Consider the following 21,834-nt stretch of genomic DNA (forward strand, 5'->3'; position numbering starts at 1 on the left):
GCGGGCTTTACCCCCCGTCAGGGGGCAAACATGCTTTCAGAATACGGCCAATTTCCGAAAACACCAGAGTGACTTCGCTCGCGAGGAACACAGCGCTACCTCGACCGATTCCGACCATCGCTCACGGCCTGGCGCGCTAGTCCAGGTTCTCGACGGGACCGCCGGGTGAGCCGAGTGCTCGTTGCGCGACGGTGGCGCTGAGGATGTCGCCGTCGACCGCAGTAGCTGGCGCGATCATGGCGAAGTGGTCGTGTGCATCGTCGCGGGTCGCGTGCAGGGAGACGTGGCGACCGTCGGGCAGGCCGTCGACGACGAGGACCCAGACGCTGGCGGCGGCGCGATCGCGCATCATGCGGCAGCGCAGATCCAGCGCGCCGCCGGGTGCGCAGCCGAGGCGCTCGGCGACCGCGAGACTGTCAGCCGCGAGACCCAACCGGATGCAGCGTCCGGCGATGTCGATCTCGGTGACGTCTGCCTCGGCGACCAGGTCGGCCATGGGGCGGCGGTACTTCCAGCCCTGGGTGAGGATCTCGTCGCGCTCGGCGGTCCACTTCCGCACGAGGTTGGCATCGAGGTTGGCCGCGGCGTCGAACTCCGGATCGGTGGCCAGCTTCTCGCGAAGGACGAGATCCGCCTCGGCCCGCAACACCCGGGCCTGCAGTTCCGGCGGGAGCATCTTCTTGCAGCGGGCCTGGACCGCACTAGTCCGGCGCTGCAGCGTCTGAGCCAGGTCGTCGAGCGGGACCCCATTGCGAAGCCCGTCGAGCAAGGTCGCGGTGTCCTCAGGTGACCAGGCCGCTCCCGCGCGGTTCGGGACCGGGGCGGGAGCGGGATCCGTCTCCTGACCGTCAGTGCTCACGCTTTCACGCTAGCGAGCACGTCCGACAACAGCGGCCATGTCGGCACGCCACCCGGAAGACGATCACCTGATTGGCAGATCGGGGAACCAGATGTGATCAGTCCTCAACCTGGATCCCCGGCGGCTGGTCATAGGTCGGAGAGGCCAAGTCCCATCGCGGCGATGACCAGTCGCCCGCCGAACGCGCCTTGAGCATCGGTCCAGACCGCGTCGGCCAACCCTTGGAGCTTCCTCGATGGTTCGTCGAAGTCGTGTCCGCCGACAACCACGGGCAGATCGTCCGCGAGATCCGGACGGCACGCGAGGTACGCCCGAAGCTCGCCGACGGTGAGCGGCTCCGGGGCCTCCGGCGTGCCGAGTGCGGGGCTGGAGGAAGTGTCGGTGTGTCCAGGCTCGGGAACGGGGATCTTCCGATCGCCGAGGTGGGCCTTCTCCAGCGTCGCCTTCATGTCGACGGCGGCATCGGACCTGCCCATCAGGTACCCGGCGTAGAGAACCGGATCGTCCTTCGTTTCCTGGAAGTGCTTGAGCTGTTCGGCGGGGAATGTTCGCTCCAGGGTCTCTTGACACGCATCAACCTGAGAACCCAGCCAGGTCGCGACGCTGACCTTCACCGTGTGCATCTTTCTGTCTCCTCATTCCGTCCTGGCTGCGGCGGCGACGCCATGAGGTCGTCGCATCTTGCCTGCCGGTCCAGCCGCACGGAGCAGCGTGCCGAGAGCGACCGACAGAAACAGGCGCAACAGCCCGCATCCGCCCAACATCGACACCTTCGGGTGAGCAGCGCCGTTGGTGCCGCTCCGCACTGGTTCGGCCAAACAGGTCTATTCGACCCAAGGACGCCTGTTGAAAAGCCGGTCGCTCTTCCTGTCGGGATTGACTTTGACCGTGATCAGTCAGTCCACCTACGAGGGAGCACGATGACGAGTCCGGAGCCCGAGATGTCCGCTGAGCTGTCCCAACTCCCGATGCGACTCAGCAAGGACTCCGTCTTGCAGTTCAGCCCGGATCCGGGCTGGCAAGTGGAGTTCAGGACGAAAGGCGGCGAGAAGACGTACACACTGCCGTCGATCGGCTGGGCTGTGGTGGTCCGCTGGACCAGCTACCTCGACGACGAAGAAATCGTCATGGAGGAAGGCTCGAATGCTGATAGCCACATCGAGCCCGTCGTCCTGGGCGAACAGGGGCCGCAGGCGGTCGCCGCCTACCTGGACGACGTCGCCGACCGAGAAGGCACAACGTGGAAGGTGACCCGGGTCGTCTAGGCCCCTTCGCTGGAAGCAAAGGGCGTGAATGTAGAGGTCCCGACGTTGTCGACGCTCTTGGACGACAACGTCGGGACGCCCACCCGTCCGGCCTGGTGCCGGACGCGCGGAATCATGCCGGACGGCACCGACAGTTCAGGACGAGCTCGCGGCAGACTCAGCGGAGGCGACGACTCCGTGGACGACGCCGAGGCTGATGCTGACGCCGCGGGAAATTTCTCGCAGGGACTGGCCTTCGGCGCGGCGGGCGAGGATGGCGCGCCGCTTGTCGTCGTCGACGACGGTGGGGCGGCCGCCGGTGCGGCCTTGGCGTGCTGCGGCGGCGAGGCCGTTCTTGGTCTTGCGAGAGATGTCGCGGCGGCGGTCTTCGGCCAGGGCGAGCGCCATGTCGAGGACGAAGTTCCGTTCGGTGTGCTCGCCGGCGGCGATCCCCTCCAGGACTTTCACCGCAACGCCCCGGCCGAAGAGGTCGTTGAGCACGATCAAGCCCTCGAGGAGGTTGCGGCCGAGCCGATCGACTTCCTGGACGGTCAGCAGGTCACCGGTGCGCATGTAGTCGAGCGCGGCCTGCAGGCCGGGCCGGGCGTCGACGGCGAGCGTGCCGCTGATCTTCTCCTCGTAGACCCGTGCGCAGATGCCGTCGAGCGCGTCGTGCTGCCGCTGGGTCTCTTGCTTGCTCGTGCTCACGCGCACGAGTCCGATGAGCGCCATCAGGACCGGCCGCGGTACTGGACGCCGAACTGGATCTCCTCGACCGGCGTGCCGCTTTCGACCAGCCGGGCCGCTTCGTCCAGCACCGGCTCGACGTGGTCCCGCATGAGCGTCGCGACCTGATCGGGCGTCAGCCCCTTGCCCGCCAGCATCGCGCCGAGCCGGGCCGTCTCGGCGGCGTCGCTCTTCCCCTTGCCCATCTCCACCCCATTTCGTTCGTAAAACGTGTTCGTCAAGGTGGTTCGAGCCTACCAGTAAATGAACGAGTTTCCGAACGCGGCGACGTGGCGAAATGCCGCGGCTTCACGAGCTGGTGTTCGTGTTCGGCCAACGATCGTTTTCCGAACACCTCGGATCCCTTTACTGGCAGGTGTAGACGTGCCCTTGGTCGTGATCGCCGGGGCGGACACAGTGATAGCCGTACGCGCTTTGGGCTTGACACATACTGGTGCTGGTGAACCATTCGCTGTTCTCGGCGAGGTCGGGATGGCGATCCCACCGGAGCCAGTGGGCTGTGCTCTTGTCACCGAGATGGATGTCGGTGGTGTCGATGAAGGCCTCGCACTGTCCGTCGTGGCCGGCGGGAAGCTCGCATGCCGCCGCTAGCGTGGCCCCATGATCGACATCGCCGCCCCGATGTGAAGGACATACCTGTGTGGGACACCCGATACGGCCCGGCCCTCCTCGCCGCCCGGCGTGAGCGGCTCACCGCTAGCGTGAGTTCCGTGGCGGATGGCTCCGAGGACCGGCGATGAGCGACGACGTGCTGGCGGTGGTGGGGTGGCTGACGCTGATCCTGCAGGCCGGGCCGGGGGATCGGGCTCCGCTGGGGGCCGCCGATCAGGTCGCGGTCACCGTCATCCCTTCGGATTTGACCGAGCAGTACCGGCCGCACCGCACGCACGGCTGGGACGGGCCGGTGGTGGAGGTGCTGTGGCGGGGCGGGCCGCTGGCTGGCACCGTCGCCGCCCAGCTCGCCGCGGTCGTCGACCCGCCGTGGCCGGTGACGGTCCCGGAGCGCGCGGACAGCCGCACCCATGCCGACGTCGTCGTCGGCGGGGTCTGGGTGTTCTTGCACGTCATGGACGCCGAACCGGACGACAAGGCGGTGACCGTGTCGTCGTCGCGGCCGCTGCGGTGGGAGGACCCGCTGATGCGCGACGGCGCCACCCGCGCGGTCACGATCCGCCAGCCGGATCCCGCGCCGGGCACCATCGCCGCGGCGGTCCTGCATCATCCGATCGCGCAGTGGCCGCCGAGGGGACGGCTGGTGGCCGAACCCCAGCACCGCATGCCCGACGGGGTCGACGGGATGCGGGACATCGCGTTCGGCAACGCGGTGATGGACGCGCAGATCCGGCTGACCACCGCCGAACCGGACACCACCGTCGACGACGCGCGGCGGATCGCCGACAGCGACGTCGCGCGCACGGGCAAGAACGGCGGCGCGTCCGCGGTCCTGCTGCCCGACCAGCGGGTGTTCGTGCAGATCATCACCTCGCCGCTCGCCGCCGGCGTCGAGGTCATCGCCGAACTCGAGGACTCCTCTCCCCCGCCGTCGACGGGCAAGACCCCGGACGAGTTCCTCAACGCCTCCATCGTCCAGCTCCAGCTCAAGACCTGGCCGGGCCGTGCCTGGACCTACCTGCCCACCGCCCTAATGGACGTCCTGACCACCTTCGACGGCCCGCCCCCGACCCGGATCGTCCTCCGGCCGTTGACCCCGCTGTTCGACGGCGCCGACGCCGTCTACACGCTCGCGATCACCGAAACCCCACCCAAGATCCCGCTGGACATGCAGCGGCACTTCACCAGCACACCGACCGACGACGACTTCGGCTCACCAGGTCATTGGTGAGCCACGGTGTCGACGGGCAGTTCGTCGACCACGCTCCACCGGTAGATCCCGGCGTCGACGTCCTGCTCCAGGTGCACCACCAGCAGTGCACGCACTGGCCAGGACACGCGCTCCGGCGGTGATGGCGGTGCGGGCAGCTGCAGGGCGGGATGGTCTTCCCGCACGTAGGCCAGGCCGAGGTGCGGGCTCGCCGGAACCGGCCCGGCCACCGGAATCCCCAGCCGCGACGCCGTGTCCCGGGCCAGGTGACCGGCCGCGGTGACCGCCTCCGCCCCGCCGGACAGCCCGACCGACACCCCGGTCCGCCCGGCCCGCGCCGCCCCCAGCACCAGCGGCTCCCACGCCGCGGCCGCGACCCCGGCGCCGACCACCGCCCGCCACGCCCGGTACGTCTCCGGCACGATCTCGTCGACCGGGCCCAGCGTCACCGCCGTGACGTGCAGCCATTCCGGCGGGATCACGCTCACCGGCGCCCCGGCCAACACGTCCTGCATGCCGCGCGCCGCCGCCGCGACCCGCTCGTCGACCACCGCGATCAGCGACAGCCGCGGGCCCGGCCGGTCCCACCGATGAACCCGGAAATGCACCTCCACACCGTCCATTGTGGTCACCTTGAAGGCGAGTTCCTCTAAGAAGGCCTAAAAGGCTCTGCGCTCACGAGAGGTGCTTCCTCCGGTTGGGCAGGTCACGATCTCACCAGTCGCCCCGGTGATGTTCGACGATTTCGTTACGCTCGGGGATCTTTTGGCGATGGTTTGGGTATGACCGAGGCCGCCGACGCGCAGGAATCCGCACCTGAGGAGGTGTGGCCGATGCTGCGCGCCTGGGCCGAGGAGATCGTCAGCGCGGACTACACCGACGCGGTGTCGCTGGAAACACTGTGCGAGCTCTGGGAGAACCGGCCGCGCCCGCTGCAGCTGCCGACGCTCGCCGAGGAGATCACCAACCACTGGGTCGGGGCACCCGCGTGGGTGCCGGACGAGACGTGGTCCGTGCCGTATGACCACGTCCGGCATCTCCAGCAGCACCGCGGCCGTACCTCTGGCTGGCACCCGCCCACCGCCGCCTGAGCACCCCACAATGTCCTGGTGTTGTCCAGTTTTTGTCGTCGTTTTCAGGCGCGTGCATGCCGATGATGAAGAGCATGACCATCTCGGCGAGCACCTCGACGACTGAGCCCTACACGGTGTCGGCGGCCGCGCCGGGCGCCTGGTACTGCCGCCTGCAGGTTCCCATTCGTAGTCCTGGTCCGTGCGCAGGAGACCGAAGCGCCGGGCCAAGACGGCGCGGGCGAGGTCTTCGGCGGTGGTGGCCCGCTCGATCCCGCCCGCATCGCGGTCTCCATGGACCGGGTGCAGTTCATACGACCAGCTACGGCCGTCGTCGCTGGTCTCGATCAGCCAGGTGTATTCGTCGCCGTGGTCGGCGGGGAGGGTGTTGTGGGCCACTGGTCGAGTCTGGCTGGTGCGCTTCGGACAAGGACTCAGCGACGTCCCGATACCCCACCAACGTGTGAGCCTTTGACCTGTGCCGTCGACAGCAACGACGGCTTCGCGCGTGATTCGCCCGCTCGGCCGCTGGTTCCCGCCGAGCGGGGCTGCGACCGTGGAGATCATGGCCGTGTCCGAGGAACCGACGTTGTTCGCGCTCCCGTTCACGCGCGCCGACGGGCGGGAGCCGCTGGGTCCGTTCCGCCGTCGGCTGGCCCACCACCGGACTGTCGAGCCCGTCGATCCGGAGACGCCAAAGGCGTGGGCGGCCGCGCACGCCGGCGCCCGCGGCCGCGCCCCGTCCGGCACGATCCACCTGGTCACCGGCGACTGGCTCCCCGTCTGCGGAGCCGGACTGAACGGCTGGGATCCACGCGGCCTGCAGGCGACCACCGACCCGGTGACCTGTGTCCGGTGCGGCGGAATCGAGCAGCGCCGCCACCCCGAAACCCAGCTCGCGCTCTTCTGATCCGGGCCTTCGAGCACGCAGATCGGGGCGAACGCGGCAGGTCACGACCGCGCTACCTCATCGGGAGTTAGGGGCAACAACACGTGTGTCATGATGGCCCGGTCCGATAATTGCGGACGAGAAAGATCGTTTCTTATCCGATTGGACGACGTGGAGCGGGGCCGGCCCCCGAAAGGACCGACCCCGGACGTGGAAACAGGTTGTTGCGCTAGCTAACGAGAGTTGCGACCTCTCGCAGCAGCGTCGCCAGTGCGATGAGGGGCGGGGTGGCGTTCGCCGCCACGCTCCTCATCAGGCGAAGCCGCCTGTTCCGGTTGCTGCACTTTCTGCAGCGCGACCTTGCGGTCATCGATATCTCCCTCCTCCTGGCCATGGGCCAGAAATGAAGAGACATCCCCGGGATGTCAGTTTCCCGAACCTCGAATGAGGCCTGGGAAGTCGACTGCCGAGAACCTTAGCCGCCTTCGCCGTTGGCACGGGGGTGACATCACGGTGACACCATCATGACGTCACCGACGCCGCAGTGACGTCATAGGATTTCGGTTCCGCCTCTGACGACGAGCAGCCTGGTGAACGTGGTCTTCATCGCACTGGACCCCGAGGAGCAGGTGGAACGGCGGCGGTGCGTTGAAGGTGCGCTGGCTGCATGCCCAGCCGCGCGGGCTTCTTGTTCTGGTCCTGCTGCATTGCTGGCTCGTGCGATCGTGGCTTCCCCGTGGACACACGCGAGGGGACCTTCGTGGCGAGTTCGGCGGCCCGGATCGTCAAGGCCTCGCTCGCGCGGTGCGCGGCCGCCGCGGCGACCGCCTGGTGTCGTTGTGCTCGCCAGGCGGCGATCTCGGCGACCAGACCGGCGAGCGCGAGCACCAGGGCGAGCGCCGCGACAGCGTGGCCCCGGTCTCCTCCGGTACGCGCCAGGCGCCAGGACGTGCTGCGCAGCTCGATCGCGGCCCGGCTCCAGCGCGCGGGTTGTCCCCGGCCCGGTGTGCGGGCAGCGCGTTCGAACTCGTCGGCCGCGCGCACCAGGGCGGGCCGGGAATCGCCGTGAAGGTGGGACAGGATCAGCAGCATGTCGCCGGCGGCGTGCGCGACACCGTCGACGTCGTGGCCATCGGCCACCGCGGCGCGGGCATGGTCGACGGCCTCGGGCGCCGCGGCCCAGACCGCACGTTTCTCGGCCACGCTGAGCCGCTCCTGGTCGCCGACCGGCGCTGGTGCGCTGGCCCATCGCTCGGTCAGCCGTGTCGCGGACAGGTCGGAGGCCAAGGAACGGCCGCCGAACCAGACCAGGTTGTCGCCTTCGTCTGCCTCGTCCCACCGGATGTAGTCACCACCTGCGGCTACCGCATAGCCGAGCAGCTGACCGTCGACGCCCTGCCTGGTTCGTACCCGCACCGTGCCGTTGGCGTCCAGCAACTCGAGGAACTCGTCCGGGCCGGTGGCGCGGGCGGCCGCGGCGCGCACGATGCGGCGCAACCTGTCGCGACTGGCTTCCGGACGATGGCGACGGGCGGCCTTCTCGTGTTCGGCGCGGGTGGCAGTCCGGGGTGCCGTCTTGTCGGCCGGGGTCGTCGGGCGCAGACCGTAGCGCTGTTCGGCGGCGAGGCAAGTTTCGCGGACGCGCTGGTAGTCCCGGCGCGGATGGACCCGGCGCAGAGTGTCTTGGCGGACCAGGACGGCGGCGACGTGCACGTGATCGGTCGCGTGCCGCACGGCCACCCACCGGCACGCGCCCGGGTCGTCGCGGCCAGCGATGCCGGTCCGGTCCAGCAGATCAGCCACCACCTCCGACCACTCAGTGTCAGACAGTTCGCGGTCTTCCGGGGCGGTCCGCAGCGAGCAGTGCCACACCGGGCCCTGCGTCCGCTGCCCGCCGTCGCGGTCTCCTGGTGGCTGTTGCGGCACTCCGGCCGCTGCCGCCGGGGCGGTCAGCGCGGCCACCAGGCCGCCGACGTCGAACCGTCCGAGCGCGGTCTGGGGTGGCTGGTGCAGGTGCGGGCAGCCGTCCCAGGACGCGATCGTGTGCTGTTGCGTGTGTTCGTGATGGCGGCCGGGTCCGAACAGGTAGGCGATCAGGCCGTGCGCGCGCCACCCGCGTACGACGCGGCCGATCACAACCGGGTCCGCGCGTTCGTGGTCAGCTGGTCGAGTTCGGCCAGGCCCTCGTCGGCGGCCGCGAGCACGGTCTCCACCCGCCCGGCGAGCCGGGTCAGCACGTCGCCCGCTGGCCTCGACCGGTTGCTGTTGACCTCGCGGGCGATCTGGTTGGCCAGCCGACCGACCGCGGCGACGTCGCCGCGCAGCCCGGCGAGGGTGGCGCGGTGCTCCAGCAGCTGCGCCATCACCTCGCGCCAGTCGGCCGGGACGACGTTGAACTCGGCGGCCAGGTGCCGGTGCACGACCTCGCTGGCGTAGGCGCCGTCGGCGAGCTCCGCCCGCGCGGCCGCCACCGCGAGCAGCATGTAGTCGTTGGTCGTGAGCCGGACCTCCAGCACGTGCGGGTAACCACCCGGCACGCGCGGCCGGCGGCCGCGATGTCGTCGTGCGATGTTGTCGGGCATCTGCCCCACCCCCATTGAACGAAGCCGACCCGGCCGCGATTCGCGCATCGACCGGAGAGGGGGCTCCGTGTCGGCGCGCGGCGGCCGGACGACATCGGGCCGAAGGGGGGTACGGCCGACGTCGCCTTCGATCATGCCAGCGGCCGCGCGGCCTGAGCGCTTACCGGGGTTTATCTCCTATCTCGCTACCGCCCCGGCAGGAGCACACGAGGTCAGAGCTTGTACCGGTTGCGCAGCCTCGACGAAGAAATTCCTGGGCAAAACCCGGTCGCCATCGCCCCTGCCAACGACCGATCCGATCAGCCTGGTTCTCCGGGATCCGCTTAAAGTGGATCCCCCTCTGGCCGCTGTCCGGCGCGCCGGACGTGCGCGGACGGCGGGCACGGGGGATCCACCGGTGTCCCAGACTCGCTTGCCGATCAACAGCGACATCATCACGTCGGCGCGCGGCCGGTCGCTCCCGGCGTCGTTTGCCGTCGCCGGTCGCTCTTCTTCCCGCCTGCTTCTGCGGCTTCCCGTCCGGCTTCCCGCTAGAGCGTCAGCCCCGGCGGCCGGGCTTGTCGCAGCGAAACCCGCACGCGACCCCTTCCGATGTGCCGCCCGACATCGGGTGGTGTCACACCCTGACGTGGCACAAGTACGGCGGCCCGGCGGGCCGACGCCGCGAAGAGGCGAGGTGAGACGGCTGGTGCCCGCGATGACGGCGATACCTTAGTCCACTGTGACGGCGATACCTTAGACCAGAAGTCGTTTCGTTGTGACGGCTCAGCGGTGCTTGCGCTGCTGGCGTTCGAGCGCGCGACGCTGCTGCCGCGAGAGCGTCCCGCCGGCCTGAACGCCCGGTGCAGACTGCTGGTGCACCGGCGGCGTGGTGTTCGTCGGCTCGGGATTCCGCCACGAGAATGCGTCGTACAGACCCTTCACCGCTTCCGCGAGCTCCTCGAAGTCGTCCTTGCTGCGCACCAGTGACCACGGCTCGTCACGCACCTGGCGCTCCAGCTGCTCCAGCAGCGGCACCCAATCGCCGACCACCCGCGGCACCACCGAAGCCGGAACCGACCTTTCCCGCTCGACGACGCGCTCCACAACCTCGCGCACCACCGTCGGCATCGGACTCTCCCGGCCGAGCTTGGACGCCGCCCGACGCAGTTCCCACGCGCGGCTCCGGCACGACGCCGAGCAGAACTTAGGCCGCCGCCCCTCCCCCACATACCTGACCTCGGCACCGCAATAGGCGCACTCGATGCTCACCAAGCGCTCGCGAATCTGCGCCTCGTCCTCGCCCATAGCCTCCTCTTAACCGCGGCCCTGGCCGCGACGATACGTCACAACGAAACCTGCGTCATTGCGATGCAAGAGGTGCTGTGCTTGTTGATCTTGGGGAGCGTGGGGAAGGTCGGCAGGGCGAGGCGGCGGGGAGATCCGGAGAAGGCGCGGCGATGGCGGCGAGGGGAAACGGTGCAGGTGGGAGGTGTGCGCGGCGGCAGGCGGGGAGCCGGGAGCGGATAGTCGCGTCCCTCATCCGGCGGCGCGGGCGCGGCCGGGCGGCTGACCGAGGCCGGAATTTCGTGACGATACCTTAGCTCAAAGTTGTTGATCTTCCCGCAACCGGACCATTGTTCCGTTTCGCGTCGGCGGATAGTCTCCGTCGGCCGCCAGGCCGACCTTCGTCCCGCCCTGGCCGGTTGCCCGACGCCGGTCCCGCGTCGGCGCTCCTCCCGCGCCGGCTGCTTCGACCCGGGTTCGACGCGAAAGGGGCGACGTCGGTTGACGTCGCCCCTTGTTCGTCGCCCTCGGCCTGGCGCGGTCAGATGTGGAGCGTGCCGTCGCGGATCAGCTTCGGCGCGGTCTCGAGGATCTGGGACCAGCAGCGGTTCACGAGCGGACGGGCGAGGGAGCGGGCTTTGCTCTCGGAGAGGCCGCCCTTGATGTCCTTCCGTACTTTGTTGAAGCGGCCGATGTCCCAACTGGAGTTGCCGCGTTTGGCGCGGCCGAGGTTGTTCGCTTTGAGCCAGCGGTCCTCGGCTTCGAATCCGGCCCACAGGCCGATGGCGAAGTCGCGGTTGTCGGGGGCGAGGACGCGGACGTCGACCCAGCCTTCGTCACCGGTGTGCCGGATCTCCCGGATGGTGCTGCCGGTGAGTTTCCAGGCGAAGGCGTGGCCGAGTTCGTGCACGGCGATCTGCAGCTGCTCCGGATCTTCCGGGTCGCGCTTGGTACTGAACAGTCCCATCCCGGTCACCGGCCCTTCGGCATGTGGCGGAGCATGCCCGCGATCGCGTCGTGCTCGGCCTGGTCGACGGCCACCTTGAACGTGGCCTTCACGAACACCCAGGTGCGCAGGTACTCGAACCTGACTTCGGGGTTGGACGGCATCCACTTCGCCGGGTCCTTCGAGCCCTTCTGGCGGTTGGATTTCGCGGTGACGGCGACGAGGACGTCCGGGTCGTTGGCGTAGGCCTGGCGCTGGGCGGCGGTCCAGCCGCGGGTGCCGGAGCGGGTCATCTGCTCCAGCGGGACGACGTGGTCGACGTCGAGGGCGGCCGGGTCGGTGACGGTGACGTTGTCGTAGAGGCTGTGCCAGATGTTGCCGTGTCCGGCGAGCGGTTCGCAGGTCGCGGGGTCGCGGGTGACGGCGGCGTGCCCGGCCGCGGTTTCGTTGCGGCCCTGCTGGATGAGGATCATCTCGCGGGTGTTGCAGCCCTTCCCGGCCGACGGCTGCGGGATCCAGTGCTTCCAGTCGTCGCGGTCGTAGTGGGCGCCGGTGTCCTCCGGAGCGATCCGCAGGGTCTTCAGCAGCGCGAGCGTCTCGGCCGGGGTGGTGGGCATCCGGTCCGGCGCGGCCGCCGGCGACGGCGTGCTCGTCGACGAGCTGGCGCCGAGCGCGGCGGTGCCGCCGGTGACGGTGGCCTCGCCGGGCGCGCAGGCCGCGGTCGCGGTGAGCACGGCGGCGGTGAGCAGCGCTCCGGCGAGCGGCCGGATCCTGGTGGCGGTGGTCATGCTTGTCCCCCTCGGAACTGGGTGTTGAGTTCGGACACGGCGGCGAAGCCTTCGGCGAGCAGCGCGCCGTCGGTGAGGTTGGTGACGCGGTGGTGGCACTCGCAGACGAACTCCGTGGGCACCGGGTACTGCCGGACGCTGTTGCGGTAGAGCGCGACCTTGAGCGGGATCCGGACGATGACCGCGCGGGCCGGGACGTCGTGGGCGCGGGCGAGGTCGAGCCAGGTCCGGCGGTCGGAGACGGTGGTGGAGGTGGCGTCGATGGTCACGGCGGCGCCGGCGTCGAGCAGGATCCCGGCCTGCTCGACGACGTGGTCGACGGCCTGCGGCGTGACGCTCTGGTCGTGCGGGCCGACGCCGAACTCGCCGCGGGCCTCGTCCAGCGACAGGATGTTGTCCATCCGCCCGGCTTCGAACTCGCCCTTGAGGAAGTGGCTCTTCCCCGCGCCGGGGATGCCGATCATGACCGTGATCGAGCCGGTGCTGGTGTCGACCGGCCGGGGCGCGGTGGTCATCAGGAGCGGGTGTTCCACGGGGTTCCTCCTCGGTTCGCGGTCGGTGCGGTGCGGGCCTGGACCTGGTCGGAGAGCAGCTCCATGGCCTCGGCCGGGGTCTGGTCGGCCGGGAACGCGGGCAGGTAGGCGTTCTCGGCCCAGGGCACGTGCCGCAGCAGCGGCAGGTCCTGTTCGTGGATCTGCCAGCGGGTCATCTCGCAGGGCAGGACGCCGACGGTGTTGAGGTAGAGCACGACGGGGTAGCCCGACGGCCCGGTCTCGGCCCAAGTCAGGTAGGCGGTGGCCTCGGGCGCGGCCGCGAGAACCGCGAGCAGCTGCGTGGTCGTGCGTTCCTCGGCTCGTTTCTCGTCGAGCTCGGCGACCTTCGCGCCCTGCTGCCGGGCCCAGTCGTCGAGGAAGTCCCACAGATCAGTGCAGGTGGCGTAGGACGGGTCGACGATGGTGAGCTGCGCGGCACCGGCGATGGCGCGCAACGCGGTCCGGTTGCACAGGGGCCCGTAGAAGCGGCGGATCCGGCGGCGGGTCCAGAAGCCGCCGAACGACGTCTGCAGCTCGCCGTGCAGGGTGGTCACCGGGATCCAGCTCTCGCCGGGATGGGCGAACCGGCTCACCCGAGCCGCCGGCGGATCCAGGATGACCTCGAACCCGGCCTTCCTCGCCTCCGCCGCCAGCGCGGTGGCGCGGCGCTCCTCGAGGAACCCGGTCACCGCGGCCCGCTGCGCCCACGCACCGGCGTCCGGCCCGTCGCCGGACTGGTAGCCCGGCTGCGAGCACTGGGTCAGGAACCCGGCGCGGTTGGCCCGCGCCAGGGTCTCGACCAGCGGCTCTGTCTCGACGTCCGGTCCGTATCCGGGCTGGTAGCCCGGCTGGGAGCCGATCTCGCCTTCCAGCCACCGCGCCGTCAGCCGCCCGAGGTCGAGCAGCGTCTGCGCAGCCCACCAGCGCCCGCGGTCCGCCCGCGTCACCCGGCTCACTGGCCCTCACCGGCTTTCAGTACGCGCGGAAGGTGGATGTGCCGGTGCTCGATTTCGACGACGCGGCCGCGAGCCTGCAGGTCGTGGGCCAGCAGCTCGACGAGGGAGGCCGCGCGGTGGCGTCCACCGGCGCAGCCGATCGCGATCGCGCGCGGCCCGGCCGGGAGGCGGGAGTAGTCGGCGAGGTTGGCCAGCAGCTCACGGGCGCCGGGCGTGTTCAGCACGACGGTCTGCACGCGGGGATCGCGGCCGTCGAGGTCGAGGATGTCGCGGGCGGCGGCGGGGTCGCGCAGCCGGTCGCGGACGTCTTCGGTGCGGTCGGCCCGCGGCGTGGGGGCGCCGTCGAGGTGCAGGTAGCCGAAGGAGATCAGCCTGATGGGGGCCAGCACGGCGTCGACGAGGGCCAGGGCGATCGCCTCGTCGATCGCCGCGGTGGCGTCGGCCTGCGTGCACGGGCACGACGCGTCGTCCAGGTGCCGGGCCGACAGCAGGAACACGAACCGGACGTCGCCCGCCTCGATCTTCTGCTCGCCGACGAGGCGAGCGACCCGGCACGCCTGCCGCCGCAGCACGCCGTGGTGCTTCTCGTGCATGTCCCTGACCTGGGCGAATTCGGCGTCGAGGTCGACCTGCAGGATCTTGAGGACGTCGACGGAGCCGAGAAGGGAGCTGCTCATCGCGCGACCTCCCGGCGGGTGGCGGCCAGCGCGGTGACGATCGCGCCGATCGGGAGCTGCAGGGCTTTGTGCGCGGCCTGGTCCATCAGTGCACGCCCGCACACGCCACCGGTGTTGAGGTCGTGGAACCCGGTCTTGCCGGTCGCCGCGGCGAACCGGCGCAGCGGGCGGCCGTCGTCGATGACGCCGTGCAGGACGGCCTCGGCGAGCTCGCCGTAGACGAGCGCGCGGAGCGGGACGTCGGTCCCGGCCGCGCGGCAGACGGCCAGCTTGGCCACGAGCTGGGTCGCCGCGTAGGACGCGACGTGGGAGAACAGGGCACGGCGGCCGCGCGGGCCGCGGTGCTGCTTGGACTGGGCATCGGCGTCGCGCTGGACGAGATAGTCACCGGCCTCGTGGCCGGCGGCACCGCCGAGCCAGGTCAAGGCCAGGACCATCGTCCGGCGCAGAGCGCGTTCGGTCATCATGGAGCTGCTCCATTCCCTTGCTGGGTTGGGGTTGCTGGACCTCGGCGGGCGGCTCGTTCTTGGTCGGAGGGGCCGCCCGCCGAGGCGAACTCAGGTGAAATGGCGGCCGGACAGCTGGCCGTCGGCGGCGAGCTTCTTCGCCAACCGATCGATCCGTCCCCAATTGCCGCGAATGACCCGACGGGCCATGTCCTGGTGCTTGGCCTGCGACAACGAGCCCTGGCGGCGCAGCTTGGCGTAGTGGCCGAGGTCGGACTCCGAGCACTTCTTCGACCAGCGCATGGCCTCGCCCCGCCACATCCCGACGTTGCGCTGGGCCCACATCGCGCCGGCCTCCAGGCCGCCGAAGAACACCGCGAGCGCCCCGTCGACCTGGGCCTGGTTCGTCATGTCCGGATCGGCGTGGTCCATCTGCCCGGCATCGGACCGGATCCACACGCCCAGGACCTTGAGGCCGTACTCGCGGCACACCATCGCGTGCCCGACCTCGTGCGCGGCCAGCGCGAGCGTCGCCGCTTCCTCGTCGGTGTACTTGGCCATGACGGTCAGAACCCTCCGAGCGGGCCGTCGATCCGCAGCCCGGTCACCTCGGCGCCGGGCCCGATCGAGCCGCTCCGCATCACCACGGAGACCCCGCCGCCCCGGATGGGGGTGACCGTGCGGCTGTTCGTCGAGCTGGGCTCGCCGTAGAGGAACTCGGTCATCGCGTCCTGCAGCCGGGCGAAGTCCTCCGGGGTCCCGACGTCCGGGAAACCGGCCTTCTCCAGAGCGCCGAACACCGCGACCACCAGCCCGATCGGGGCCTTGGCCTGCGCCTCGGGACGCGGAACGGGATAGGCGTTGTCGTTGCTGTGCATGGAATCGGGCATGAACACACGTCCTTTCAGGACAGAGATCACTCGAAAGTGGCGACAGAGTTCGCGACGTTCCCGGCCACAGCCGCGGCGTTCATCACCACGACGTCCTCGTCCGAGTCCTCGTCCGACACCGGCACGACCACCGGCTTCGCGACCCGCCGGGCCCGAACCGCGCTGTTCCGTTCCAGAGCAGCCGACGACGCCGCCCACTCCTCACGGAACCGCTGGATACGACGCTTCATGAACTTCTCCGTTCGACCGTTCTGCAACCCCCAGCTGATACGCAAGGGGGGTTGCCGCCAAGGTACGCAACCCCCCTTGCGGGGGTCAATGGTGGTTTCCCTTGATCACCTGAATGCCGGACGAGCTATTCGGTAGCGAATAGCTCGTTATACGCGTCTTACCTGCGGTTTCGCCGGTTCAGGGCGGCGTAGACGCGGGCTCGCTCATGGATGCGACGGCGCCGCTCGACGGGGTCGAGCCCTGCGAACTCGTCGACGGGCTCGCTCGCGACCGAGGAGGACGGTGCCGGGATGGTGGCGTGGGCCTGGGCGATCAGCTTGTCCTGCAGCGGGGTCCGCAGTGCCGGCGCCGTCGCGACCTTGGCGCGACGTGCGGCATCGGCGACGCGGCGTTCGGCGACGACGGCGACCCTGGTGGCCTCGGCGCGGCGTTCCGCGGCGAGCTGGTCGCCGCATCGGCGGCCGTGGTCGGTGATGACCTGCGGCGTCAGGAAGCCGTGCTCGTCCTGCAGCCGGGCACCGATCACGCCGAAGGCCTCACGGGACACCCGCTGGTCCAGCTCGTCGACGAACTTGGCCAGGCGCCGGGTGTGCCGAGTGGGTAGCGGGCGGCCGCGCTCGTCGCGCCAGGTCGAGAGACGACTCCGAACCCAGCCCGCCGGGTGTATAACGGCGTATTCGACGTGGCCGGATTCGGTTCCTGACCAGCCGGTCGGTCGGTAGCGCAGGGCGTGGAGGACGTCGCGATTGCACCAGTCCGAACGCCACCAGGAGCGGCAGATCGAGCGGATGGCCCGAACACTCAACCGACCCAGGACGGGGTGCTGACGACGCAGCTCAGCGGCCGCCGCGAGCATCTGAGCCCGCGTGGTCGGGACCTTCGTCGCGAACTGGCCCTGCTCCTCGTCAATGCGGCCGCGAAGCGGCTCAATCGTCTGTTCATCGACCTCAGAAACCGTTGCTGACCTGTGGAAAATTTCCCTCGCGCGCGTACGTAGGTGACCAACAACGATCTTTAACTCTAAAAGATCAAAAGAACACGAGGGGGTCCAGGTTTTCTCCTCAGCGGCCTTGAGCTGGGCGATCTTGTCGCGCAGCTCGGCGATCGTCATCCGGTAGCGGTGGAGGCGTTCCTGCGGCTCGATGTGCTCGGCGTAGGCGGGGACCAGGAGGCCGTAGACGGCCGCGCGGTTGCCCTCGATGGGGCTGGCCATCGGCCGGAACTGCGGCGTGGAGCCGGGCTCGATCCGGTCAATCCAGCCCAGGATCCACAGCTGCCGCAGCCAGCGGGCGACGCTGGAGCGTCCCCAGCCGGTGGCCGCCTGCAGCCGTGCCCACGTCGGCCACGCCTCCCCCGTGGACCAGTCCGCCCAGTTCCGCAGCGTCTCCACCAGGACCTGGAGACGACGTCGAGCATCGCGACGCAGCCCCTGTAGCCACGGAACGGCCATCAGGAGCTTCGCCCACTCGGTCGGGCCCTCGGCGGCCCGCACCGGCACCGTGGCCGTCGGGGCCGCGCCGATCTCGGCCGCGCCGGCCTGTCCGCCGAACTGCGCCCAGCAGCGACCGCACAGGGTCGCCATCTCCGGGCTGGAGTAGCGCAGCGGAAGATCACGCCGAAGCTCCGCAACGGCGTTTCCGCAGGTAAAACAGGGTAGGTCGGCACGCCTCTGGTGCGCTCCGGACCCAGGGCTTATCCTGGGCACGCGAAAGGTCTCCTTTCGAAGTAGTGAGTACGGCCCCTGTGGCGGGGGCAGTACTCAAAAGGCCCCGTGAGGGGCGACCGATCAGTACGAGGACGGCGACTAGGTGGGTCGCCCGAAGCGAACGACGAGGCGAGCGGCTGGCAACCGCGACGCCTCGTCTTTATTTATGCGGTCATCAGCTGCTCCTGCTGCTGGTAGTTGACGGTTACGCCCTGCTCATTCAGGTGGTCGCTCAGCAGGCGGGCACAGAAATCGTTGAACGTCATCCCGTACTTCTTCGCCTGCTCCTCGGCTGCGGCCGCCAGCTCAACCGGCAGCTGCAGCGGCTTGCGCTTACGCAGCCCCTTCGAGGGCCTGCCAGTCTTCCGACGTTCCATGGCGCTCGTTCTATCGTTTCGCGCACATGAACCGGGGGAGGCGCGCCGCGTAGATCGCCACGTCATGCCAGCTCTCCAAGGCTGTTCAACAGACTGCCGCCTGAGGCAAACACGGCCGTCGCGTCGTCACTCCGCTTGTTTCGGGGATGCTGCTGCCCGACGGGATCCGCCAGTTCCGCTTCCCTGGTCGCCAGAATGAACTTTTCCGGGCCGTCGGCTTCAAGCATGTCGAGTGCGGTCTTCCAGTCCTTGATCAGGCCGAACATCTCGACAGCGCGGACCGCTCCGTCGCTGAGTACCGCGAGTCGTCGTATCGCACTTCGCGGGTACTCGCCTACCAGGGCATGGGACACGACGTTCGGATCCGCGGCCGCGATCCAGTAGCCACCAGGCTTGTTCCGGGCGGCGAGTTCCTTGTGCTTCATGGCGACCAGCGCTTCCTGCTTCTCTGCGCTGCCGATCAGGTACTTGTCTGCCTCTTTGCGTTCGGCGCTGGCCGTTTGGCTGACGCGGGCATCGCTGATCACGACGATCTCTGAGCCGATGTCGAGGACGATCGAGATGTCGGCCAGGACTGCGTAGCGGAGTTTGTCGTCTTCGAGGCGAAGGATCCCGGCGGCGGCGGATGGGGTGCCCGGGTGGTCGAGGTCGCACTCGGGATGTAGCGCCCGCACCGACGAAATCGCGTCCGCCAGTGCACCCGTCAGGGTCTGCGCTCGGCTTGCTGCCCCAGCGATGATGCCGGCGCCGAGCTTCCTGGTGTACCAGGGAACACCGTGGTGGCAACCGGTATCGGTGCGGATGGTGGCGCCGTCGAGCACCACGATGAGATCCGAGGTCGCAGCGACCCAGTCCTCATTTGGCACACCGGTTTTCCCTGGCGCGGTTGCACTGGTGAAGAACATGAGTGGTTCCCTACTTGTCGGCGACGTAGATGGGGGAAATCGCTTTTACTTCGTTGATTTCCCGGCTGTCGCCGTCGTAGGCACAGGAGATCAGAGCTGACCACCTCTTGGTTTTGACCTGCTGGTAGATCTCTTCGATGTTGGCGGCGAGGTAGTGCGCGGCGCCCAGGGTGCCCATCGCATGGATCCCCGCCAGGTACAAGAACGTGCCCTTCCCATCCGGCCGGGGAAGTCGGCCGACGTAGGCGTAGTCGGCATGCTCACCCGCATCGGAGGGTGAGCGGTAGACCTGGTCTTGGTTGTGGTCTTTGAGAAACCAGCCTCGCGAGCCATTGCCGAAACCGAGGTTGGGATCCGATTCGAGCATCTGTCCGACGAGCGGCAGGAGCCGCGGGCTGCACAGGACAACGAGGTTTGCCCTGTTCAGGCTCACGATGCCGGGCGGCGGCACGATCTCGTACTCGGTAGTCATCCTGTAGTCGCCGGCGAGTTTGGACAGCACGTTGTAGGCCGCGAGGGCTTCCGCGCTGATCACTGCGGACGGATTCGTCCGCCCGCTCTCCCATTTGCCGCCGATGGCGAAGTGGAGCGCTCCGGTGCCCAGCAGGGCGCGCTCTGGCTGCGGTCCTGACGTGAGCAGCTGGCCGATCCTGGCCCGGCTCATGCCGAGCTTCTTTCCAAGCTCACCCTGGGTCGCACCTTCGGCGATGAGGTCCTGAAGGGCTTCCCGCCGAATGCGGCTGAGTTCGTTCGTGAAGTCCTGTTGACGTGCAAGAACGTCCCCAACCTTGCGCGCACGGGTAAGCGGGTCAGCTCTGACCAGCTCGGCCAGCGCCTCCTCGTAGTAGTCCACAGGCGTCTCCGGTCCTCGGGTGCGAACATTCGCGGCCAATCTTGCCACAGGGGTTGACCCGCGCAAGGGAGGTTGCCTACTTTGATCAAGGGCAACCCCCCTTGCGGGTCACCGGGGGGTTGCCCTTGAAGCCAAGGGGCCCTCGCTGGGATGCCGCCCAGCGAGGGCTCGGAACAGGTCAGACGAGTAAGGAGCCCGACCCATGTTCGACGTTATCGAAGGCGACACGACGGTTCTCGCCGGTGGTGTTGCGGTGCCCTCGGCGAGCCCGGTGGCTGAGGTGGTGCCGTTCTGGCAGGTGGATCTGGAGCCGTATGGCGAGGACGCGCTGTCGGATGAGCAGCTGCTCATGGTCGCGCGGTTGGAGTTTCAGGAGCTGCAGCTGCGGCGGACCCGTGGCGAGGACGAGGGCGGCCCGGTTCTGGGTTCGTACCGGCGTCCTGTCGTCGTGGTCGACGAGCTGGACGAGGTCTTCGAGGCGTTCGAGGATCAGGCCGACGTCTACGCCGAGCTGACCGACGCGGCGCTGCCGGGCATGTGGCCCGCGCAGGGCGAGCTGGCGGTTCGCCGTGAGCGCCGGATGGCCGCGAAGACGCTGCGTGCGGCGATCGGTGGTGTGGCGTGACCAGCACCGATGGCAACTGGCGTGAACGTGCAGCGTGCTCGACGGCGCGCCTGATGAAGGTCGCTCCGGAGCTCGCGCACCGCGCGGCCGAGGCGTTCTTCCCGGTGGGCAGCGAGGACACGGCCGAGAACAAGCGGGCGATCGCGCAGGCCAAGGCCGTGTGCGCGGGGTGCCCGGTGAAGGCGGAGTGCCTCGACGACGCGCTGGCCGCGAAGTGGACCGATGGTGTGTTCGGCGGGCTGTCGGCCGCTGAGCGCCGCCAGCTGGGCCGGACGAAGCGGGCGGTGGCGTGATGGGGCGCCGTCTGGGTTCGCTGCGTCTGGCCTCGGTGCCGTGGTCGCAGGATCAGGAGTTCGTCTACGGCGAGCACGAGGGCCTGCCGCTGCTGAAGCGCAACTGCGCGCCGCGTGACCTGCTGGCCACCGCGCGGCAGCTGCGTGCTCGTGGGCTGCGCCCGGGCGGGAAGGACCCGGTCGCGGTGCTGGTCACGAAGCACCCGGCCAGCGGGAAGACGAACTTTTCGTCGCTGTGGCAGATCAGCGAGTGCGTGCCGGTGCGGCCGCAGACGCCGGCGAAGCGGGCGTCGATCGCGCGGGCGACTGCGTCGCGGCGGGTGTGCCGGGACTGCGGCGAGCGGGCCTGGAAGGACCTGCCGTACCGGTTCGGGCGGCGGTGCGAGGCCTGCCGCTACGACCTGGGCCTGGTCGACGTCGATGACGAGCTCCACGAGCTGCTGGTCGGGGAGCCGACGTTGTCGGCCGCCGAGCACGCTGCGCTGGACCAGGCGCTCGTCGACGAGCGCGAGGCCGCGGCGCTGGCGCCGGTCATCCCGCTGCCCCGCCGGGCCGAGGTCCCGGCACCGGCCCGATTTCGCGGGGCGGTGATGGCGTCATGAGCGGCCTGATCGAGCTGCAGGAGCTCGCGGTGGCCCGGCCGGGCAGCACAGCGCCGGTCGAGGAACACGCCGCCTGGTACCGGGCGAAGGCCCGCGTGCTGTCCGAGGAGGCGCGGTTCGAGAAGGCGTCCGGCCACGACGAAGCCGCCGCACGGCTGCGGTCGCTGGCACTCGACGCCCACCACCACGCCGAGCGGCTCGTCCTGGAGGCCGAGGCCGCCCGCGCCATCCCTTCCGCTCGCACCACCACCGAGACCACCGAGGTGATCTGACATGTCCGCCTTCGACGTCCTCGACCGCTTCGGCACCGCGGCTTTGCTCCGGTTCCTGGGCCTGGTCGTGCTGTTCGTGGCCCTGCACCTGGTGCGGATCCCGCTGCACCTGCTGGCCCGGGTGCTGGAGATCGGGATGGTCCGCGTCAACAAGCAGCTGGCCACCTCGGTCGCCCACGACGCCGGCGACCGGCCGCGCCGCCCGCACAACGACTTCTTCGCTCCCCTGCGCCCCACCGCCTGAAAGGACTTCGTC

General features: G+C 69.4%; 30 protein-coding genes. 9 read left to right on the top strand and 21 right to left on the bottom strand.

Going from position 1 to position 21,834, the window contains the following annotated elements; genetic code table 11:
- Window positions 1-136 precede the first annotated feature (136 nt).
- Window positions 137-859 carry a hypothetical protein gene (locus AORI_RS81650; protein ID WP_043849274.1) on the bottom strand — a complete coding sequence of 241 codons (723 nt, stop codon included), beginning with the start codon at window positions 857-859 and terminating at the stop codon, window positions 137-139.
- 128 nt (window positions 860-987) lie between these two features.
- Window positions 988-1,482, bottom strand: coding sequence for a hypothetical protein (locus AORI_RS81655; RefSeq protein ID WP_024264295.1), 495 nt, complete (start codon window positions 1,480-1,482; stop codon window positions 988-990).
- A gap of 297 nt (window positions 1,483-1,779) precedes the next feature.
- Between AORI_RS81655 and AORI_RS81660 the strand changes: the two genes are divergently transcribed.
- A complete protein-coding gene (locus tag AORI_RS81660) occupies window positions 1,780-2,124 on the top strand; it encodes a hypothetical protein (protein WP_024264296.1) in 345 nt (114 codons plus the stop codon).
- A 135-nt stretch (window positions 2,125-2,259) separates the two neighbouring features.
- Here the strand turns inward: AORI_RS81660 and AORI_RS81665 are convergent, their stop codons facing one another.
- Together AORI_RS81665 and AORI_RS81670 are read right to left on the bottom strand one after the other, a co-directional pair.
- Window positions 2,260-2,811, bottom strand: coding sequence for a recombinase family protein (locus AORI_RS81665; protein WP_420806997.1), 552 nt, complete (start codon window positions 2,809-2,811; stop codon window positions 2,260-2,262).
- 23 nt (window positions 2,812-2,834) lie between these two features.
- Window positions 2,835-3,035: a hypothetical protein gene (locus tag AORI_RS81670; protein ID WP_024264298.1), complete on the bottom strand. Its 201-nt coding sequence runs from the start codon at window positions 3,033-3,035 to the stop codon at window positions 2,835-2,837.
- Window positions 3,036-3,586: 551 nt separating this feature from the next.
- Here AORI_RS81670 and AORI_RS81675 point away from each other — a divergent pair.
- Complete coding sequence (locus tag AORI_RS81675) at window positions 3,587-4,693, top strand: hypothetical protein (RefSeq protein ID WP_024264299.1); 1,107 nt, start codon at window positions 3,587-3,589, stop codon at window positions 4,691-4,693.
- Here AORI_RS81675 and AORI_RS81680 read toward each other — a convergent pair.
- Window positions 4,684-5,295 carry a hypothetical protein gene (locus AORI_RS81680; protein WP_024264300.1) on the bottom strand — a complete coding sequence of 204 codons (612 nt, stop codon included), beginning with the start codon at window positions 5,293-5,295 and terminating at the stop codon, window positions 4,684-4,686. The genes AORI_RS81675 and AORI_RS81680 overlap by 10 nt on opposite strands.
- Window positions 5,296-5,454: 159 nt before the next feature.
- Here AORI_RS81680 and AORI_RS81685 point away from each other — a divergent pair, with 159 nt between their 5' ends.
- Together AORI_RS81685 and AORI_RS81690 are read left to right on the top strand one after the other, a co-directional pair.
- A complete protein-coding gene (locus tag AORI_RS81685; protein ID WP_024264301.1) occupies window positions 5,455-5,763 on the top strand; it encodes a hypothetical protein in 309 nt (102 codons plus the stop codon).
- A 457-nt stretch (window positions 5,764-6,220) separates the two neighbouring features.
- Entirely contained in the window at window positions 6,221-6,652 is a 432-nt protein-coding gene (locus AORI_RS81690; protein WP_123799281.1) for a hypothetical protein, read from the top strand.
- Window positions 6,653-7,234: 582 nt separating this feature from the next.
- Here AORI_RS81690 and AORI_RS82595 read toward each other — a convergent pair.
- The 16 genes from AORI_RS82595 to AORI_RS81770 all read right to left on the bottom strand — a co-directional run bounded on the left by AORI_RS82595 (window position 7,235) and on the right by AORI_RS81770 (window position 19,786).
- Entirely contained in the window at window positions 7,235-8,767 is a 1,533-nt protein-coding gene (locus AORI_RS82595) for a relaxase/mobilization nuclease domain-containing protein (protein ID WP_024264304.1), read from the bottom strand.
- The gene (locus tag AORI_RS81700; protein ID WP_123799284.1) at window positions 8,764-9,213 is read right to left on the bottom strand and encodes a hypothetical protein; all 450 of its coding nucleotides are present in this window, start codon (window positions 9,211-9,213) and stop codon (window positions 8,764-8,766) included. The genes AORI_RS82595 and AORI_RS81700 overlap by 4 nt, the downstream gene beginning before the upstream one ends.
- A 765-nt stretch (window positions 9,214-9,978) precedes the next feature.
- Window positions 9,979-10,500, bottom strand: coding sequence for an eL24 family ribosomal protein (locus tag AORI_RS81705; RefSeq protein WP_024264306.1), 522 nt, complete (start codon window positions 10,498-10,500; stop codon window positions 9,979-9,981).
- A gap of 520 nt (window positions 10,501-11,020) precedes the next feature.
- Window positions 11,021-11,446, bottom strand: coding sequence for a hypothetical protein (locus tag AORI_RS81710; RefSeq protein WP_024264307.1), 426 nt, complete (start codon window positions 11,444-11,446; stop codon window positions 11,021-11,023).
- Window positions 11,447-11,451: 5 nt separating this feature from the next.
- On the bottom strand, window positions 11,452-12,213 hold the full coding sequence (locus tag AORI_RS81715; protein WP_024264308.1) for a GmrSD restriction endonuclease domain-containing protein: 762 nt from the start codon (window positions 12,211-12,213) through the stop codon (window positions 11,452-11,454).
- Window positions 12,210-12,746 carry an ATP-binding protein gene (locus AORI_RS81720; RefSeq protein ID WP_051552953.1) on the bottom strand — a complete coding sequence of 179 codons (537 nt, stop codon included), beginning with the start codon at window positions 12,744-12,746 and terminating at the stop codon, window positions 12,210-12,212. Before AORI_RS81720 ends, AORI_RS81715 begins: the two co-directional genes overlap by 4 nt.
- Window positions 12,728-13,702, bottom strand: a complete 975-nt coding sequence (locus AORI_RS82600; protein ID WP_024264310.1) for a DUF6919 domain-containing protein — start codon at window positions 13,700-13,702, stop codon at window positions 12,728-12,730. The genes AORI_RS81720 and AORI_RS82600 overlap by 19 nt, the downstream gene beginning before the upstream one ends.
- Window positions 13,699-14,379: a RapZ C-terminal domain-containing protein gene (locus AORI_RS84515; protein WP_024264311.1), complete on the bottom strand. Its 681-nt coding sequence runs from the start codon at window positions 14,377-14,379 to the stop codon at window positions 13,699-13,701. The genes AORI_RS82600 and AORI_RS84515 overlap by 4 nt, the downstream gene beginning before the upstream one ends.
- Window positions 14,376-14,843: a hypothetical protein gene (locus AORI_RS81735; protein WP_046200078.1), complete on the bottom strand. Its 468-nt coding sequence runs from the start codon at window positions 14,841-14,843 to the stop codon at window positions 14,376-14,378. The genes AORI_RS84515 and AORI_RS81735 overlap by 4 nt, the downstream gene beginning before the upstream one ends.
- A 93-nt stretch (window positions 14,844-14,936) precedes the next feature.
- Window positions 14,937-15,386, bottom strand: coding sequence for a hypothetical protein (locus AORI_RS81740; RefSeq protein WP_024264313.1), 450 nt, complete (start codon window positions 15,384-15,386; stop codon window positions 14,937-14,939).
- 5 nt (window positions 15,387-15,391) lie between these two features.
- Entirely contained in the window at window positions 15,392-15,715 is a 324-nt protein-coding gene (locus tag AORI_RS81745) for a hypothetical protein (RefSeq protein ID WP_024264314.1), read from the bottom strand.
- Between the two features lie 26 nt (window positions 15,716-15,741).
- Window positions 15,742-15,945 (bottom strand): hypothetical protein, encoded by a 204-nt coding sequence (locus AORI_RS81750; RefSeq protein ID WP_024264315.1) that lies wholly within the window; start codon window positions 15,943-15,945, stop codon window positions 15,742-15,744.
- Window positions 15,946-16,103: 158 nt separating this feature from the next.
- Window positions 16,104-17,528, bottom strand: coding sequence for a hypothetical protein (locus AORI_RS81755; protein WP_024264316.1), 1,425 nt, complete (start codon window positions 17,526-17,528; stop codon window positions 16,104-16,106).
- 287 nt (window positions 17,529-17,815) lie between these two features.
- Window positions 17,816-18,028, bottom strand: coding sequence for a hypothetical protein (locus tag AORI_RS81760; RefSeq protein WP_024264317.1), 213 nt, complete (start codon window positions 18,026-18,028; stop codon window positions 17,816-17,818).
- Between the two features lie 62 nt (window positions 18,029-18,090).
- Window positions 18,091-18,933: a hypothetical protein gene (locus AORI_RS81765; RefSeq protein ID WP_024264318.1), complete on the bottom strand. Its 843-nt coding sequence runs from the start codon at window positions 18,931-18,933 to the stop codon at window positions 18,091-18,093.
- Window positions 18,934-18,943: 10 nt separating this feature from the next.
- Window positions 18,944-19,786 carry a hypothetical protein gene (locus AORI_RS81770; protein ID WP_024264319.1) on the bottom strand — a complete coding sequence of 281 codons (843 nt, stop codon included), beginning with the start codon at window positions 19,784-19,786 and terminating at the stop codon, window positions 18,944-18,946.
- Between the two features lie 202 nt (window positions 19,787-19,988).
- Between AORI_RS81770 and AORI_RS81775 the strand changes: the two genes are divergently transcribed.
- The 5 genes from AORI_RS81775 to AORI_RS81795 are packed head-to-tail and all read left to right on the top strand — an operon-like array spanning window position 19,989 to window position 21,822.
- Window positions 19,989-20,411, top strand: coding sequence for a hypothetical protein (locus AORI_RS81775; protein WP_024264320.1), 423 nt, complete (start codon window positions 19,989-19,991; stop codon window positions 20,409-20,411).
- A complete protein-coding gene (locus tag AORI_RS81780) occupies window positions 20,408-20,704 on the top strand; it encodes a WhiB family transcriptional regulator (protein WP_043849279.1) in 297 nt (98 codons plus the stop codon). The genes AORI_RS81775 and AORI_RS81780 overlap by 4 nt, the downstream gene beginning before the upstream one ends.
- Complete coding sequence (locus AORI_RS81785) at window positions 20,704-21,306, top strand: RRQRL motif-containing zinc-binding protein (protein WP_024264322.1); 603 nt, start codon at window positions 20,704-20,706, stop codon at window positions 21,304-21,306. Before AORI_RS81780 ends, AORI_RS81785 begins: the two co-directional genes overlap by 1 nt.
- Window positions 21,303-21,578, top strand: a complete 276-nt coding sequence (locus tag AORI_RS81790; RefSeq protein ID WP_024264323.1) for a hypothetical protein — start codon at window positions 21,303-21,305, stop codon at window positions 21,576-21,578. Before AORI_RS81785 ends, AORI_RS81790 begins: the two co-directional genes overlap by 4 nt.
- A 1-nt stretch (window position 21,579) precedes the next feature.
- Window positions 21,580-21,822 carry a hypothetical protein gene (locus tag AORI_RS81795; RefSeq protein ID WP_024264324.1) on the top strand — a complete coding sequence of 81 codons (243 nt, stop codon included), beginning with the start codon at window positions 21,580-21,582 and terminating at the stop codon, window positions 21,820-21,822.
- Window positions 21,823-21,834: the final 12 nt, after the last annotated feature.

It is taken from the genome of Amycolatopsis keratiniphila (genome assembly GCF_000400635.2).
GTDB classification, from domain to species: domain Bacteria; phylum Actinomycetota; class Actinomycetes; order Mycobacteriales; family Pseudonocardiaceae; genus Amycolatopsis; species Amycolatopsis keratiniphila.